The sequence below is a fragment of the Brevibacillus sp. HB1.1 genome (genome assembly GCF_013332445.1).
Taxonomy (GTDB): domain Bacteria; phylum Bacillota; class Bacilli; order Brevibacillales; family Brevibacillaceae; genus Brevibacillus; species Brevibacillus porteri.
The window spans coordinates 297,667-315,136 of the sequence record NZ_JABMIV010000002.1 but is presented as its reverse complement, the minus strand read 5'-3'; the positions used below and the strand labels follow the sequence as shown (position 1 = coordinate 315,136).

General features: G+C 46.6%; 16 protein-coding genes. All 16 read left to right on the top strand.

Annotation, left to right across the window (positions count from 1 at the left end; translation table 11 throughout):
• Nucleotides 1-162: 162 nt before the first annotated feature.
• Complete coding sequence (locus HPY27_RS06340) at nt 163-1,305, top strand: aldehyde dehydrogenase family protein (RefSeq protein ID WP_217437901.1); 1,143 nt, start codon at nt 163-165, stop codon at nt 1,303-1,305.
• A gap of 32 nt (nt 1,306-1,337) precedes the next feature.
• Nucleotides 1,338-2,936, top strand: coding sequence for a long-chain-fatty-acid--CoA ligase (locus tag HPY27_RS06335; RefSeq protein WP_174224614.1), 1,599 nt, complete (start codon nt 1,338-1,340; stop codon nt 2,934-2,936).
• 26 nt (nt 2,937-2,962) lie between these two features.
• The gene (locus tag HPY27_RS06330; protein ID WP_174224613.1) at nt 2,963-4,006 is read left to right on the top strand and encodes a zinc-dependent alcohol dehydrogenase family protein; all 1,044 of its coding nucleotides are present in this window, start codon (nt 2,963-2,965) and stop codon (nt 4,004-4,006) included.
• Between the two features lie 139 nt (nt 4,007-4,145).
• Nucleotides 4,146-6,053 carry an alkyl/aryl-sulfatase gene (locus tag HPY27_RS06325; protein WP_174224612.1) on the top strand — a complete coding sequence of 636 codons (1,908 nt, stop codon included), beginning with the start codon at nt 4,146-4,148 and terminating at the stop codon, nt 6,051-6,053.
• Between the two features lie 228 nt (nt 6,054-6,281).
• Entirely contained in the window at nt 6,282-6,698 is a 417-nt protein-coding gene (locus tag HPY27_RS06320) for a PaaI family thioesterase (RefSeq protein ID WP_017248416.1), read from the top strand.
• Nucleotides 6,695-7,876: a CaiB/BaiF CoA transferase family protein gene (locus HPY27_RS06315; RefSeq protein WP_174224611.1), complete on the top strand. Its 1,182-nt coding sequence runs from the start codon at nt 6,695-6,697 to the stop codon at nt 7,874-7,876. The genes HPY27_RS06320 and HPY27_RS06315 overlap by 4 nt, the downstream gene beginning before the upstream one ends.
• Nucleotides 7,877-8,052: 176 nt before the next feature.
• Nucleotides 8,053-9,234, top strand: a complete 1,182-nt coding sequence (locus tag HPY27_RS06310; RefSeq protein ID WP_174224610.1) for a lipid-transfer protein — start codon at nt 8,053-8,055, stop codon at nt 9,232-9,234.
• Between the two features lie 25 nt (nt 9,235-9,259).
• A complete protein-coding gene (locus tag HPY27_RS06305) occupies nt 9,260-10,453 on the top strand; it encodes an acyl-CoA dehydrogenase family protein (protein WP_174224609.1) in 1,194 nt (397 codons plus the stop codon).
• A 55-nt stretch (nt 10,454-10,508) separates the two neighbouring features.
• Nucleotides 10,509-12,113, top strand: coding sequence for a long-chain-fatty-acid--CoA ligase (locus tag HPY27_RS06300; RefSeq protein ID WP_173621766.1), 1,605 nt, complete (start codon nt 10,509-10,511; stop codon nt 12,111-12,113).
• Nucleotides 12,110-12,517 (top strand): FAS1-like dehydratase domain-containing protein, encoded by a 408-nt coding sequence (locus HPY27_RS06295; protein WP_173621767.1) that lies wholly within the window; start codon nt 12,110-12,112, stop codon nt 12,515-12,517. The genes HPY27_RS06300 and HPY27_RS06295 overlap by 4 nt, the downstream gene beginning before the upstream one ends.
• Nucleotides 12,518-12,530: 13 nt before the next feature.
• The gene (locus HPY27_RS06290) at nt 12,531-12,911 is read left to right on the top strand and encodes a MaoC/PaaZ C-terminal domain-containing protein (protein WP_173621768.1); all 381 of its coding nucleotides are present in this window, start codon (nt 12,531-12,533) and stop codon (nt 12,909-12,911) included.
• 18 nt (nt 12,912-12,929) lie between these two features.
• Nucleotides 12,930-14,174, top strand: a complete 1,245-nt coding sequence (locus tag HPY27_RS06285) for an acyl-CoA dehydrogenase family protein (RefSeq protein ID WP_174224608.1) — start codon at nt 12,930-12,932, stop codon at nt 14,172-14,174.
• A 15-nt stretch (nt 14,175-14,189) separates the two neighbouring features.
• Nucleotides 14,190-14,933 carry an SDR family NAD(P)-dependent oxidoreductase gene (locus HPY27_RS06280; RefSeq protein ID WP_174224607.1) on the top strand — a complete coding sequence of 248 codons (744 nt, stop codon included), beginning with the start codon at nt 14,190-14,192 and terminating at the stop codon, nt 14,931-14,933.
• Entirely contained in the window at nt 14,930-15,394 is a 465-nt protein-coding gene (locus HPY27_RS06275) for a MaoC family dehydratase (protein WP_174224606.1), read from the top strand. The genes HPY27_RS06280 and HPY27_RS06275 overlap by 4 nt, the downstream gene beginning before the upstream one ends.
• Nucleotides 15,395-15,422: 28 nt before the next feature.
• Nucleotides 15,423-16,574 carry an acyl-CoA dehydrogenase family protein gene (locus tag HPY27_RS06270; protein ID WP_017248426.1) on the top strand — a complete coding sequence of 384 codons (1,152 nt, stop codon included), beginning with the start codon at nt 15,423-15,425 and terminating at the stop codon, nt 16,572-16,574.
• Nucleotides 16,575-16,610: 36 nt separating this feature from the next.
• On the top strand, nt 16,611-17,426 hold the full coding sequence (locus HPY27_RS06265; protein ID WP_174224605.1) for an SDR family NAD(P)-dependent oxidoreductase: 816 nt from the start codon (nt 16,611-16,613) through the stop codon (nt 17,424-17,426).
• The last annotated feature ends 44 nt before the right edge of the window (nt 17,427-17,470 follow it).

Genomic DNA, 17,470 nt, shown 5'->3' with positions numbered 1-17,470 from the left:
ATATTCAACAAATATTCGAGTTACAAAAGAAACATCAGCATGTTGTCAAAAGAACCAGTGCCGCAGAACGTATACAAAAATTACAGAAACTAAAAACAATCATTCGTCCGCAACGGTGTCATTCATGAGATTGATCGTTTTATCGCCAGCTTGGAACAATGGATGCAGCCTGTCGAAGTCGCTACACAAAGCATGGGAGCAACTGCGAAAATTATTTGGGAGCCAAAAGGACAGTGCCTGATTTTCTCTGCGTGGAATTTTCCATTTTACTTGCTGTTTCTTCCGTTAATTCCTGCGATTGGGGCAGGGAATGTATGTATCTTGAAGCCTTCTGAAATGGCGCCAGCAACCAGCCGACTTGCGTCGAAAATCGTTCGCGAGGTGTTCGAGGAATCTGAGGTTGCCATCTTTGAAGGGGGAGTGGATGTTTCAGAAGCTTTGCTAGCCCTTCCATTTCACCATATCTTCTTTACCGGGAGTACTTCGATTGGCAAGCATGTCATGCAGGCAGCTGCGAAACATCTGGCATCCGTTACGTTGGAGCTGGGCGGCAAATGCCCTGTGATTGTCGACGAGCATGTTGATTTAGAGAAAATGACTCCTCGCATCGCATTTGGCAAATTTGCGAATGCAGGACAAATTTACCTTGCTCCAGACTATGTTTTTGTCAAAGAGCATCAACTTGAAGAATTTGTACAGCATGTTGAAGCGTATGTCCAACGTAGCTATTTTGAAAATGGACAGCTTACCCAAACAGATATGGCCAAAATTATTAATGAACGTAATTTGCAGCGTTTGCAAGATTTGTTGGAGGATGCTGTCTCCAGAGGGGCGAAAGTACGATTTGGTGGTACGATTGAAGATGGAAGAATTCACCCAACACTCGTAACGGATGTCCCTCTAGAAGCGAAAATCATGCAAGAAGAAATATTTGGACCGATTATGCCAGTCCTGACGTATACCGATTTGGATGAAGTGATCGAGTATATGGATTCAAAGCCCAAGCTTTTAGCTTTGTACATCTTCAGTGATCATCAACGTACTGTGGACAATCTGCTAGCCAGAACAACTTCTGGAGGAGCAACCGTGAATGATGTCATGCGGCATATGGCGGAACCGAATCTTCCTTTTGGCGGAATCAATGAGAGCGGGATTGGACGATATACAGGTGTTTTTGGATTCAAGGAATTTTCGCACGAACGCGGTGTTCTCTTCCAAGCACCAGTGGGAAGCAATCCGATGGAGGAATTTGCACGTGCTCCCTATAAAGGAAAGCTAGAGACGTTGATGAAAAGATTGAAATAATCGGATCTGCATGATTACGTTCTTTTCGAGGGGTGAGTGGCTTGAATAAACCATGGCTCGCATTTTATCCTCAAGAAGTTTCGCACGAAGTAGAGATTCCATCCATAACCATTTATGATGTGCTAGAACGAACGGCTCGTCTACATTCTTCTAATATCGCAATCTCTGACAGCGAGAGAGAAATCACCTATTTACAACTAAAGGAAGCGTGTGAACGGATTGCTTCTGCACTTTATCGACGCGGTTATCGAAAGGGTGATCGCATCGGGATCATGGTTCCAAACAGCATGGAATATGGGCTATCCTTTTTTGCTATTCAGCGTTTAGGGGGAGTGGTTGTTCAGGTCAACCCGAATTTTCAGCCTGCCGAGTTGGAACATCTGCTCAAAGATTCAGAAGCGACAGGGGTCATAGCCTTTCGAGAACAGAAAGAGAAGCTGAAGAAAATCGGATTAGCTGATCAAGTGACATTCATCGCAGCAGATCGGGAGATTTTTGAGGAAGACAATCTGCATCATTGGATTCTTCATGAGAGTCCCGACCTGCCGGAAAAGGATGTACAACCTGAAGAGCTTGCTGTCCTAACGTATACAGGAGGTACCACCGGCAGATCAAAAGGCGTCATGATCACACACACAAATATGATAGCGAATCTCTATCAATCATACGAAACAAATAAGTCCGTATTAAGTAAAGCTGGTCATTGTCAGCTAGGAATTAGTCCACTCTACCACGGTATGGGGCTGTTCAGCTTCGTTCAATTTGTCAAAATGGGGGCGAAGTACGTTCCTGTCGCAAAATTTGAGATGAATCGTATTCTGGAGTTGATCCGCAAGCATCGGCCTACCTATTTTACTGGTTCGCCTACGATGTATATTGCGATCTTAAACCACCCGGACTTGCAGAAAGATGACCTTTTGTGTTTTCAAATGTGTATAGGCGGTTCAGCTCCTTTGCCTGTTGAAGTGATGAAAAATTTTGAACAAAAAACAGGCGTTCCGATTATCGAGGGTTATGGCCTTTCGGAAGCGACATGTGCAGTGATGCGCAATCCACTGATTGGGCAACGAAAAGTAGGGAGTGTTGGTCTACCGCTTCCCAATTCAGATGCAAAAATTGTAGACACAGTTACCGGAACAAAAGAGATGCCGGTGGGAGAATCAGGGGAACTGATTGTAAAAGGCCCACAGGTCATGAAAGGATACTGGAAGAATCAACAAGAGACAGAGCGTACCATACGTGATGGCTGGCTGTATACAGGTGATATCGGGACCATGGACAGTGAGGGTTATTTCTATATTGTAGGACGAAAGAAAGATATGATCATCACGGGCGGCTTTAATGTATACCCGGTAGAAGTAGAAGAGGTCATTTACCAGCATCCGGCCGTGTTGGAGGCGTGTGTCTACGGTGTTCCTGATCCATATCGTGGCGAGACGATTAAGGCCGTCATTGTTCTCGTTAGACAAGCAAATGTGACGGAAGAAGATATTCAGAGCTGGTGCAGAGAACGCCTGACCAGATATAAGGTTCCTCGCTTGATCGAATTTAGGGAAGCGCTTCCAAAAACGCATGTAGGTAAAATCCTGCGTAGCAAATTGGTAGAAGAACGGAATAAACAAAATATCTGATCAATAGAAATGGGAGGTGTATGCACATGAGAGCTGCTGTTTTAGAAGCGTTTAACGAGCCTTTGGTCGTAAGGGAAATCGCCGATCCGACACTGACTCCGGATGGGGTCATCATTAAATTAGAAGCAACAGGCGTATGCCGGAGTGACTGGCATGGGTGGACAGGACATATGAGTATGATTCAATCCTTTCCGCATATTTTAGGGCACGAGATGAGTGGAGTGGTGGAAGAGGTCGGAAAAAACATACGCAATTTCAAAAAAGGTGATCGAGTGATTGTGCCATTTCATATCGGCGATGGGGTATGTCCGCATTGCGTCGCAGGTCACCACAATGTATGCGATAACCTCAAATTGGTCGGCTTCGATTTGAATGGCGGGTTTGCGCAGTATATTCATATCGGAGAGGCAGACCAAAACCTCATGCATTTACCTGAAAACATTGATTTTGTTGAAGCAAGTGCAATGGGATGTCGCTTCATGACTGCCTACCACGGAGTCATCACGCAAGGAAATGTGCGTCCTGGTGAGTGGGTAGCCGTGTATGGCGCTGGTGGTGTAGGACTATCTGCTGTTCAAATTGCTGCTGCTTCAGGAGCGAATGTCATTGCGGTGGACATCGCGGATGATAAACTGGCCTTTGCGAAAGAGCTGGGAGCAGTGGCTGTCGTAAATAGCAAGCAAGTGAACGCGCCAGAGGCTGTGCGGGAAATAACAAAGGGCGGTGCGAACGTCTCCATTGAAGCGCTCGGTATCCAGGAAACGTTTTTGAATGCTCTCCTGAGTCTCACGAAGCGAGGAAGACATGTCCAGATTGGTATGAGTTCGAATCCGAATGGAGGTCTTACTTCCGTCCCTATTAACTTTTTACTCCGGCAAGAAGCGCAGATTATTGGATCGATCGGCATGCCTTTGCCTGAATTTTCAACGATGCTTCGCTTAGTAGAAAGCGGGCGCCTTTCACCTGGGAGATTGGTAACGAAAACAATCTCCTTGGAAGAGATAAATGCATCATTCGAAGAAATGAATACGTATTCCGGTGTAGGAGTTACAGTAATTAATAAATTTTAGGATGAAGCGCCGCACTTTACGGGCCATCGCTCTTGCCGTAGTGATGGTCTTGCTGCTTTTACCAAATGCATACAACTAGGAGCTCATGGACAAAATATCCAATGAAAATTCAAAAAATAAACATTCTGGAGGTATATAAATGGCAGATTTGAAAGTCAATCAGTCATTACCTGCCACGTCTTTTACGAAAAAAGCACAGGAGGATGTTTATGCCTCTCTCCCTTTTGAAGACAAGCAAGATTTCGAGGATGCTAATAGAGGTTTCCTCGCCCCCATAGAAGCAAAAGTCATAAAAAATGAGGCTGGAAAAGTTGTTTGGGACATCGAAAAGCTCGGATTCCTTGATCAGCCCGCACCCGATACAGTCAATCCTAGCTTGTGGAGAAATTCGCAGTTACATGCGATTACAGGGTTGTTCAAGGTGGTAGAGGGCGTTTATCAAATACGTGGACAATCCATCGTCACGACCTTTTTCATCGAAGGAAAAGAGGGAGTCATTGTTGTCGATACGTTAGCCGGTGTAGAATCCATGCAAGCCGCGATGGAGTTATATTATCAGCATCGACCTAAAAAACCGGTTACCGCGATTATTATCAGCCAAAGTCATGGAGACCACTTTGCTGGTACCGAAGCAGCACTTCAGTATGCGAAAAATCCCGAAATCCCCATTATCGCACCACAGCATTTTACAAAAGAAGCGTTGAGCGAAAATGTACTGCTTGGTACGATCATGGCCCGGCGTGCAGGGTTTCAATTCGGGAAAAATCTACCGGTCAACGCTACAGGAACGGTTTCTGTCGGGATTGGCCCGGTGACCAATTCGGGTAAGTTCAGCTTTGCGCTGCCCACAGTTGATATCGTGAACGAGACGCAGACCATGGAAATCGACGGAATGACCTTCGAATTTTTATTAACACCCCATACAGAAGCACCTGCAGAAATGCATTTCTATATCCGCGATTACAAAGCATTGTTTGTCTCGGAAAATGCCAATAAATCCATGCATCAAATCTACACCGTAAGAGGAGCAAAAACACGAGATGCTTTGTTATGGGCAAACGCCCTGGATAAGACGATTGACTTGTTTGAGGCAGAAGAGGTGGATGCCCTGTTGATGATCCACGCTTGGCCTGTATGGGGCAAAGAAAACGCCATTGCCCATCTAAAAATGCAACGCGATCTGTATAAATATATGCACGATCAAACGGTGCGTTTAGCCAATCATGGATATACGATGGATGAAATAGCAGAAACGATCCAGCTTCCGGACGCACTGGATAAATACTGGGGAAATCGAGGGTACTATGGAACGCTAAAGCATAACGTAAAAGGAATCTACAACTTTTATCTCGGCTATTATAGCGCGCATCCTTCTGATCTAGATCCGCTACCACAGGTGGAAGCTGCCGAGAAATATGTGCAGTACATGGGTGGCGCAAGTAACATTTTGCAACAGGCAAAGGCTGATTTTGAAAAAGGCGAGTATCGTTGGGTTGCGCAAGTAGTAAAGCATGTGGTCATGGCTGATCCCACTCATACTGAAGCCAAAAATTTGCTGGCCAATGCGTTTGAACAATTGGGCTACCAAGCGGAATCCGCGAACTGGCGAAACATGTATTTGGTAGGAGCCGCTGAGCTGCGCAATGGGGTAAATAAGGACAACTCTCCAACTGATGTATCAGGAATCATTACCTACATGCCCATTTCGGATTTCTTAACACTGCTAGCTGTGAAACTCAACGGTCCGAAAGCAGAAGGCAAAAAGTTTACGATGAATGTAACGATCATAGATGCAGACCTATCCTTTGCCATGTACTTGGAAAATTCCGTTCTCGTGAACAAGCTAAATAAGCTGGACGCACATCCAGACGTTTCGTTTGTAACGGATCGAATGACTTTCTTTGCATTGATGCTTGGTCGTGTATCACTTGAGCAAGCCATGGCAACGGGAAAAATAGAAGTAACCGGTGATGCGACGCCAATCAATGCGTTTATAGCATTATTGGACGAATTTGATCCATTTCCCGCTATTGTGACACCTGAATAAAAGCTCAGCGAGTTAACCCTTGAGAAATCAAGGGTTTTTACTTTGTTCGTCCAGTGTTGATGTGTATAGATTTTGTACAACTGTTCTAGATGTGTACGATTTACTTGCGCATAAAATTTATATCGCATGCATTTCATTCAAATAAGAACGGAAGGTTTCTTTGGCACGGCATTTGCAATTCAGATAAACCAACAGTGTCATAGTGCAACAGCAAAGCGAGGTGAGAGTATGTCCATTACGGAACCCCCAAAACGGATACAAGCAGGATTTGAACGACATCTCGGCATTCAAATTACGCATAGGGAAGAAGGACATGTGGTAGTCGAGCTGCCAATTACATCCGAATTGTTGAACGCCGGTAATTTGTTGCACGGAGGTGTCATAGCGAGCTTACTCGACCACGTGATGGGTTTGACAATCCGATCTCAGACGGAGTACAGCCTGGTAACGGTCAATTTAAACATTCATTATTTGGCCTCTGCCAAAGAGGGTGATCTCGTTGTTGGAACAGCAAAAATTCGCCATATAGGCAAAAGCCTTGCAACAGGTGAGGGAGAGGTACGAAACAGTACAGGCAAACTGCTGGCGATAGCGAGTGCTACCTTTAAGCTTTTATCTACCAATTTGAATGAGGTGAAAAAATGAGCTTGTTGCGTGGCTATAAAGTTCTCGATTTCTCAACTTTGCTGCCAGGACCTTATGCAACGACGATGCTAGCAGATCTGGGAGCAGAAGTGCTACGTGTGGAATCGTTCACCCGACCGGACAGTATCAGGCAAGGCAAACAAGTAGATGGGGGTGTAACGGCAGCCCATGGCTACTTGAATCGCTCGAAATCTTCCATCGCGCTTGACCTCAAAAAACAAGAAGCGGTAGATATCGTAAAAGAACTCGTGAAAGAATACGACATTGTCCTTGAGCAGTTCCGTCCAGGGGTCATGGAACGACTTGGCCTTGGATTTGAGGCACTGCGAGCGATTAATCCGCGACTGATCTACTGTTCGATCACCGGATATGGTCAGACTGGTCCGTACCATTATCGACCTGGGCATGACAACAACTACTTGTCCATTGCAGGAATCAATGAGTACTCCCGGAGAAAAGGCTCGCCTCCGTCTCCGCATGGTTTTCATATCGCAGATATTGCGGGTGGTTCGCTCCACTCCGTGATTGGGATGCTGGCTGCTTTGTTGCATCGCGAGCGGACGGGCGAAGGTCAATACATTGACGTCAGCATGACGGATGCTGCATTCGTACTGAATACGATTCATGGAGCTGGTTATCTTGCGTGCGGAGTAGAGCCTCAGGCAGAGGTCATGCGGTTAAACGGCGGGATCTTTTACGACTACTATGAAACAAAAGATGGACGGTATTTTTCTGTAGGCAGTCTCGAACCTCAATTCCGTAAGCTGCTATGCGAAGCGATAGGTGGCGCGGATCTGTTGCCATTGTCTTTCAGTGAATCTCCAGACGATGTCCAAGCTTTTAAAAATTACGTTCGTAACGCATTTCGAGCGAAAACCTTCGCGGAATGGACAGCCATTTTTCAGGAGGTAGAAGCGTGTGTTGAACCCGTACTTACATTTGCAGAAGCGTGCGAGCATCCGCAATTGAAAGCACGTGAGATGATTGTGGATGTACCGAAGCCGGACGGAACCACACAGCGACAATTTGGTTTTCCGATCAAATTTTCCGCCGCCCAACCAGAATATAAGCATATCGGAAGCAAACTCGGTGAGCATTCGATTCCCGTACTGAAATCTCTAGGTTATACCGACGAACAAATTGCAACGCTTAAAGAAAACGAGGTATTTTCGTATTGAAAGTGTATGGATTTTATACAGTTCTATCATTATTTTTGTATTTAGCACATACACAATGAACGAAGGGGCTTTGACAGAGTCGATCATTGGCGAAAAAACGTGTTGGCACGACATTTGCTAAACCTAATAGTTGTGAAATGTGAAATGGTTAGTGATCGTCCAAAGGGGGAAGAGGCATGAGTCGAAAAACAAAAGTCATCGGTGTTAATATGGTACCGTTTACAAAGCCTGGCTCGCATGAACCGTATGAGGTGATGGCATCCAAAGCAGTCAAAGGCGCATTGGAAGATGCGGGCATTCACTATTCGGACATCCAACAAGCTTATGCGAGCTATGTATATGGAGACAGTACATGTGGTCAACGAGCTTTGTATATGGTCGGGATGACAGGGATTCCGATCATTAACGTCAACAATAACTGCTCTTCAGGTTCAACTGCTCTATTTTTGGCGAGGCAAGCAGTCGAATCGGGTATGGTAGATTGCGCACTGGCAGTTGGTTTTGAAGAAATGAAGCCAGGCGCATTGGCAAGTGCCTGGACTGATCGGACTCCTCCGTTAGGCTGGACACAAAATCGCTTAAAAGAGCTGTGGCCAGACGTGCCGGATTCCGCTTCGAATGCGATCAAGATTTTTGGTTCAGCAGGAAAGGAATACCTTGAAAAATATGGAGCTAACCCAGACATTTTTGCCAAAGTATCCGTGAAAACGAGAAGTCACGCGATTCAAAATCCGTATTCTCTTTTTCATAAGCCGCTGACGGTGGAAGAGGTATGGAACGCCCCAGCCTTAATGCCTCATTTGACACGTCTGATGGCTTGCCCTCCAACCTGCGGAGCAGCGGCAGCGATTGTATGCAGTGAAGCCTTCGCGATCAAGCACGGGATTACGAATGCCGTAGAAATTGTGGGTCAGGCGCTCACAACAGATACCGATGTTACACATGAATCTATCCTCAATCTAGTTGGTGCTGATATGACCCGACGTGCAGCGGAACAAGTCTATGAAATGGCCGGGATCGGTCCGGATGAGGTCAACGTGGTAGAGCTACACGATTGCTTCACACCCAATGAGGTCATCACTTACGAAGGCTTGGGCTTGTGTGAAGAAGGCGGGGCCGAGAAGTTCATCCACGATGGCAATAACACATACGGGGGAACCTACGTTGTCAATCCATCTGGCGGTTTAATGTCAAAAGGTCATCCGCTGGGAGCAACCGGTCTCGCACAATGCACAGAGCTGGTCTGGCAGTTGCGAGGTCAGGCAGACAAACGGCAGGTAGAAGGGGCTCGCGTCGCTCTCCAACATAACTTGGGCCTTGGCGGAGCTTGTGTCGTTACGATGTATCGTATCGGCTAATCCATACAAATCGGAGGGATGATTCATGTCTCAAACCATTCCAGCATCGAAACCAGCGACGTTTGATTTATTCAAAAGAAATCGACCTTTTCTCACGCAAGAGCATGAAATGTTTCGCACTTCTCTTCGCAAGTTTTTGGAAAAGGAAGCCGTACCGAACATTGAGAAATGGGAGGAAGAGCAATTCACTCCACGCGAGTTTTATCAAAAAATGGGCGAACAAGGATTCCTCTGCCCGCAAGTTGCTCCTGAGTACGGCGGACTTGGACTCGATTTTGGCTTTAATATGGTTCTGGCCGAAGAATTGAGTCGGGTTGGAGTAGGCGGCTTAGCAAGTATGAGCAGTTCGATCATCGTTCCCTATTTGGAACGCTATGGTACCGAGGAGCAGAAGAAAAAGTACTTGCCCAAATGCGTATCTGGCGAGATTACGACAGCGATCGGCATGACGGAACCAGGCATCGGCTCCGACTTGGCGGGAATGCGGACAACAGCCGTGCGAGATGGAGACCACTACATCATGCATGGGCAAAAAACGTTCATCTCCAATGGATTCAATGCAGGGCTGTTCTTCATTTGCGTCAAGACAGACCCAACTGCCACTCCTGCTCACAAAGGGATCAGCATCCTCTTGGTTGAGGACGATACACCGGGTTTTTCTCGCGGTCGCAAATTGAAGAAATTGGGGCAGCATTCTACTGATACGGCAGAGCTGATCTTCGAGGAGGCACGTGTCCCTGTATCCAATCTGCTTGGTGAGGAAGGCAAGGGCTTTTACTATTTGATGGATAAGCTGCAACAAGAGCGGATCATAATTGCAATCGGGGCTTTGGCTGTTGCCGAAGAAATGCTAAAGTCGACGATGGCTTATGTAAAGGAAAGACATGCTTTCGGAAAACCGATCAGTTCCTTTCAAAACACTCAGTTCGAAATTGCCGAAATGGCGACCGAAGTCACCATGGCACAGACCTTTCTCGATGATCTGACAAACCGGCATATGAAGGGCGAAAATGTAACGACGCAAGTCTCCATGGCAAAGTGGTCGATTACCGAAATGGCGCGGCGTATGTCCGCACGATGCCTACAGCTTCATGGCGGATACGGCTTCATGGAAGAGTACTCTATTGCCCGCCGCTATCGAGATGTCGCTGTCATGCCGATCTACGGTGGTACGACAGAAATTATGAAAAACATTATCGCGAAAAATCTCGGGTTGTAGGCAAAAAACTGTTAGACTTAACCACCTGAAAATCGCTTTAGGAGGAGAAGTTAGCATGAAGGAAGCTGAGATTCGACCCTGGCATGCGTTTTATCCAGACGGAGTTTCCCCCCTCGTGGAAATTCCGTCCATCTCCTTGTATGAATTTTTCAAGCGGACGGCAAGTCAATATCCCGATGAAAAAGCAGTAATAGACGGAGGAAAAACGTTTACCTACTCCCAATTGAAAGAGGTCGTGGATCGGCTGGCAGCAGCCCTCCAGCACCGGGGTTTTCAAAAGGGAGATCGACTAGCCATCATGCTACCTAACAGTGTCGAGTATGTGATTTCCTTATTCGCTATACTCCGATTGGGCGGAATCGTGGTACAGGTAAATCCGATGTATACGACTCACGAACTGAAGCACATCCTAGAAGATTCCGGTGCGATTTGGTTCGTGAGCGAGGGAGTGCAAGGGGCTAAACTGGAGCAAACCGGAATGGCTGAATCGATCACCTTCCTTCAAGTTGACACTCTGTCCGATGAGAGCGGAACCTTCTACCAATGGATTTCGGAAAACCACGCAGACGCTACAAATGTGGAGATTGCGCCAAGTGAAGATGTAGCACTTCTGCAATATACAGGTGGAACGACTGGTCGCTCAAAGGGTGTCATGCTCACTCACGCCAATCTGATCAGCAATGTTTTTCAGAACTTTCCTGTCATTTCAAAGCAATTGCAAATCCCCGGCGAAAGATTGTTAGGTATTGCACCTTTGTTTCATATATTTGGCATCGTGACCTTGAACAGAATCATAATGTTAGCGGGCACGTATATCATTGTGCGTCGTTTCAAAGTCGATCAAGCATTAGAAGTCATCCGTCAGTATCGCCCAACCATTTTTCCGGGCATGCCTACCCTCTATGTTGCGCTGCTGCAACATCCAGACTTGAAAAAAGATGACCTATCCAGCTTCAAACTGTGCCAATCCGGAACTGCGCCATTGCCAATTGAGGTGGCGCAGCAATTCAAGCGAAAAACCGGACTGAACATCATAGAAGGGTATGGTTTGTCAGAGGGTCTGGTCACACATGGCACACCGACTGCAGGCGCCATACGAGTAGGGACGATTGGCATTCCGCTCCCAGAGTGTGATGCAAAGATCGTGGATGTAGTAACAGGCAGGCACGAATTGCCCCCAGGCGAAACCGGGGAATTGATTGTCAAAGCGCCAAGCATCATGAAGGGATATTGGCGAAATCCACAGGAAACAGCGGCTGTATTGAAGGACGGATGGCTCTTCACGGGTGACTTGGCAACGATGGGGGAAGATGGCTTCTTTTCGATTGTGGGACGAAAAAAAGAGATGATCATCGCAAGCGGCTACAACGTATATCCCTCGGAAATTGAAGAAGTACTTTACCAGCATGAGGCAGTCAGCGAGGCTTGCGTTTTCGGCATACCAGACGAATACCGAGGAGAAACGGTAAAAGCGGTCATCGTACGGAAGTATCCAGGTGTCACGGAAGAGGAGATTCTCGAGTGGTGTCATCAAAGGCTGGCTCGTTATAAAGTACCGCGCGTCATCCAATTTCGAGATGAGCTGCCAAAATCGGCTGTCGGGAAAATTCTCCGCAGAGTTTTGGTGGACGAAGAAGTTAGAGCGGGAGGAGACTCATGAACAAACAAAAAGACGATCGAGTTGGGATCAAGCTAGAGCCCTTTACTTATAAAGTGGAGCGATGCAAAGTCAGGGAGCTATTGTGCGCACTCGATAATAATCAGTCCGTTGACGTAGAGGACGGGTTCATTCCCCCAACTTTTCCTACTATCATCGAATTTTGGGGTTCGCAAACGTCCATTTCGAAGATTTTGGGTCTGAAAATTGAAAAAGTTCTCCACGGAGGACAGGAATATGAGTACCGAGGCAAAATCAGAATCGGGGATGACATAACTGTTTATGGAGAAGTGGAGGACGTATACACAAAAGCGGCCATGACCTTCGTCGTCATCAAAAAAGAGTTCGTCAATCAACATGGTGAAACCGTCGTCGTTGGACGCTCGACCATCATCGAAAGGCACTAGGGGGTGAATGAACATGATCGGTAAACCATTCGAACCGCTATATAAAGAGGAAATCACACATAGCCAACTCGTACGATATGCCGGGGCCTCAGGTGATTTCAATCCTATTCATACGGTAGTGCCCGTTGCCGAAGAAGTAGGGCTTGGTGGCGTCATCGCACACGGCATGATGGTCATGGGCTTTGTCGGGCAAGCCATCCATACGTGGTTTCATGCAGATGATCTCCTGAAGTTCTCCGTTCGGTTTCGAGGCATGACGCGACCAGGAGAAAAAATCATCGTTAAAGGCTCCGTAGTAGCTGAAAAGGAAGATCGTTGGCTATGTGAAGCAGAAGCTGTCAATGAAGGAGGAGAAGTAAAGGTTAGTGCCCAGTTTGAAGTTAGAAAAGGGTAACAAAGGAGGATATCACTCATGATCAGCTTTCAGGTTTCGGAGGACATCAAAGAGGTAATCTCTGCGATTTATCGATTCGTTGAAGTAGAAATTGAACCGCTTCGCAAGAAATATCAAAAAGAGCTGGAAAATGAAAGATATTTTTACGACGAAAACGGCTTGTATTCACCTGGGATACAAGAAGCGTTGCAACAAGTTCGCTTAAAATCAGCAGAAGCTGGATTTTACACGATGTTTGGTGATCCTGAGCTGGGGGGAACGGGAGATGAATTTGGACCTATTGCTGTTGCGTTGATTCATGAAGCCATCTTGAAAAAATACGGGCTAGACCCACTAGTCATGGAGATTTTCCCTGCTGGTCTGTTTACGGGGGGATTGACACCAGTGCTGTTGGGCATGCACCCTGATACCAAGGCAGAGCTTTTACCCAGTATCGCAAAAGGTGAGGCTACCTTATGCTTTGGTCTGAGTGAACCAGACGCAGGCTCAGATGTATGGGCAATCAAAACGAAAGCGGTGAAGGATGGCGACTACTGGATTCTGAATGGTACGAAGCAGTGGATTACGAATGCGCATTACGCCAAATACGCGATTATTTTCGCTGTGACCGATCCGGAATTGGTGGAAAAAAGAAAGGGCGGAATTACCTGCTTCCTTGTACCGTTTGATGGAAAAACATGTGTAGCTACCTCATCTATTCCGTATATGGGACACTTAGGCTCTCGAATAGGCATCATCTCCATGGAAAATGCGAGAGTACATGAAAAGTTTATTATCGGGGATTTGCATCAAGGGTTCGGCAAAGCCTTGCACGGCGTTGATCTCGGAAGGATCGTCATGGCAGCATTATGTGTGGGTGCAGCACAATGGGCGTTGGACAAAGCGATCCAATACGCCAATGAACGAAAGACGTTTGGCGTCACGATTGGGAACCATCAGGCGATCCAAATCATGCTTGCAGATTGCGCGATGGAGATCTATGCGGCTCGAAATATGCTGCTTCACTGCGCTTGGAAAATGGAAAATCAAGAAAAGCTCCCGCTTAAGGAAATCTCGATGATCAAAGCTTATTGCACAGAAATGGTGCAAAACGTCGTCGATCGGTGCATGCAAATCCACGGCGGCATGGGCTTAACGAATGAGATGAAGCTGGAAAAAGTATGGAGATGGGCGAGAACCTTGCGAATTCCTGACGGTACGACGGAAATTCAAAAGCGTACGATTGCCAGACGCTTGCTCCAAGGCGATCAAAGCTTTCAGTAGAACTGGAGGAACTAAATGAGATTTCAAGGGAAAGTTGCTATCGTCACTGGCGCAGGAAAAGGAATTGGCAAATCGATCATCCAAAAATTCGCCCAGGAGGGAGCACTGGTTACCGTAGCAGATATTCATAGCCAACTTTGTGAAGAGACTGCTTTCGAAATCAATCGGGCTGGGGGACGTGCCATCACTTCGGTAGTGGATGTAACTAAATCCGAGGATACTAAAAAGTTAATCGAAAAGACCGTACAGGCGTATGGTAGAGTGGACATACTCATCAACAACGCAGGAATCGTACGGGATATGAAAATCACAGACATGCATGAGGATGATTGGAATCAAGTACTGGATGTATGTCTGAAAGGTGCCTTCCTTTGCGCGAAATATGCTGCGCCATATATGATCGAGCAACAATACGGGAAGATTGTCAATATTTCATCCCGCGCCTACCTGGGGAATCCAGGCCAAGCAAACTATTCCTCCGCAAAAGCAGGAATCATTGGCTTAACCCGATCACTTGCCAAGGAGCTAGGAAAGCACAACATAAATGTGAATGCGATTGCACCTGGTCTTATTGAAACAGAGACGTTAAAAAGCCATCCCAAATACGAAAAGATCAAGGAACTGCAAAAAAGAGACACGCCGATTCCACGAGTTGGCTTACCAGAGGATGTAGCGAACGCCGTCTTGTTTTTTGCTTCTGACGAGTCTTCCTATATTTCAGGTGATATTCTGCATGTGACCGGAGGACGATTCGGTTGAATATATCAGAACAAATCTTATATTTTGAAGACTTCGAGGTAGGAACATGCTTTACATCCCCTGCTCGAACCATTACGGAAGCAGATGTGGTTAATTTTGCTGGTTTGTCAGGGGACTATAACGCACTCCATGTGGACGCGGAATACGCCAAGAGCTCGATTTATGGTGAACGGGTTGCTCATGGTCTGTTAGGATTGGCTGTTTCCTCCGGATTGTTTACGAGGACGGAGCTGAATAGAAGGATGGCCCCGTCCCTGATTGCTTTGTTAGGTATTCAATCCTGGCGATTTCTCGGACCGCTCAAAATAGGCGACACCATCCAATTGGAAGTCGAAATTGTAGAAAAAGAAGAAACGAGCAAGCCTGATCGTGGAATCGTCTTTTTCAAACGCAAAATGCTCAATCAGCGAGGAGAGGTTGTCCAAGAGGGAACCACGCCGATGTTGATCCGAAGAAAGTAGACCAACCTGATACAAAGAGGTGAACATAATGTCTCTTGCATTAACCGATGAGCAAACGATGATTCGAGATACGGTGCGCAAATTTTTGGAAAAAGAAATATTTCCAATGGTAGATAGCTATGAGAAGTCAGGCAAAGCAGTATCAAAAGAAATTGTGCAACGACTTGTTCCTTTTGGGTATCTCGGGGGGCAACTGCCTGAGGAAGCAGGTGGCCACGGGCTTACTTACACGACGTACTTCACGATGATCGAGGAGCTATCAAGAGTCTGGCCGTCGTTGCGCGCAACAGTGGGACTCTCCAACTCGGTGTTGACGCACATTTACGAATACGGAACAGAAGAACAACGTAAGCAGTTTTTAGGACCATTACTGAAGGGTGAAAAATTTGGGTTCTTTGCCTTGACTGAGCCGAATGTCGGTTCCGATACATCCAGCATTCAAACCCGGGCAGAGCGACGAGGAGACAAATGGGTCCTGAATGGCTCCAAAATGTTTATCACCAACGGAGTAGAAGGGGAAATCGGCATCGTCATTGCCCAAACGGACAAATCCAAAGGGAATAAAGGTATTGCCGCTTTCATCATTGAAAAAGAAATCTCTCCTTATCAAGCCAAGCCGATTGAAAAAATGGGAACAACGAGCTGCCCGTTTGCTGAGCTCATTTTCGAAGATTGTGAGATTCCGGCAGAAAACCTGCTGGGTACCGTCGGAGATGGTTTGAGACAGGGGCTGAAATTCCTCAATGGAGCACGGGCGATGGTTGCCTTTATCTCCACTGGAATTGCTCAAGCATGTGTAGACGCTTCCGTGAAGTATGCCAAGGAACGCGTTCAATTCGGTAAACCGATCGGCAGCTTTCAACTGATTCAAGCCAAAATCAGTGAAATGGTGACGCTGACGAGTGCCATGCGTCTGCTCGGTCTCCAAGCGAGTCATTTACTCGATGAAGGAAAACCATGCAAAGTAGAATGCTCGATGGCCAAATACTTCGCGACAGAAAAGGTACTAAAAGTCGCAGAAGAAGCGTTGCAAATTCACGGTGGCTACGGCTATACAAAAGAATTTCCGGTTGAACGCTACTACCGTGATATCCGTTATTTTACGATCGCGGAAGGAACAAATGAGATTCAAAAACTGATCATGGGAAGAGAGATCCTAGGGATATCAGCATTTTCATAAAGGGGAGTTCATTTTACATACCAAAAGGAGGTCTCTATGAAGAACATGCTTGAAAATCAAGTGGCAATCGTTACAGGGTCAGGACGCGGTGTTGGAAGAGAGACAGCCTTGATGCTTGCAGAACAGGGTGCTCGCGTTGTCGTTAGCGATAAAGACGAAGCACCTGCAACCGAAGTCGTCTCGGAAATCAAGCAAAAAGGCGGAGAAGCGGTCTTGTTTTGCGGGGATGTAACGGAAGCAGATTTCGCGAAAAAGATAACCGAAACAACCATCTCCGAATTTGGAAGACTAGACATTTTAGTCAACAATGCCGGACTTACCTTAGACAACATGATTCATAACATGACGGATGAACAATTTTATACCATTCTGGATATCCATCTCGTGGCGCCCTTCCGTTTGATCCGCGAAGCGGCCCCCTATATGCGGGATGCAGCCAAAGAAGAGATCGAACAAGGCATTGTTCATCACAGAAAAATTATCAACGTTTCTTCCGTAGCCGGAATCCGGGGGAATGTGGGACAAGCCAATTATGCATCTGCCAAGGCAGGCGTTATCGGTTTAACAAAAGTCGTTGCCCTTGAGTGGGGAAAATTCAATATCAATACTAACGCGGTTGCTTTTGGCTTTATTGATACACGACTGACAAAGCCGAAGGAAGAGGCTGAGGTCATAGACGGGGTACAGCTAGGCATTCCGGAGAAAGTCCGAAGTATGTTTATCGATAAAATTCCGCAGAAGCGCCCTGGAGATGCGAAGGAAGCTGCCGCTGGCATTTTGTATTTGGCTTCTCCGCTCTCCAATTATGTCAACGGCCAAGTCCTGCAAATCAACGGCGGTTCTTATACGTAAGGAGAGAGTAGGCTTCCCAAGCATATCATTGGCGCATGAAAAGT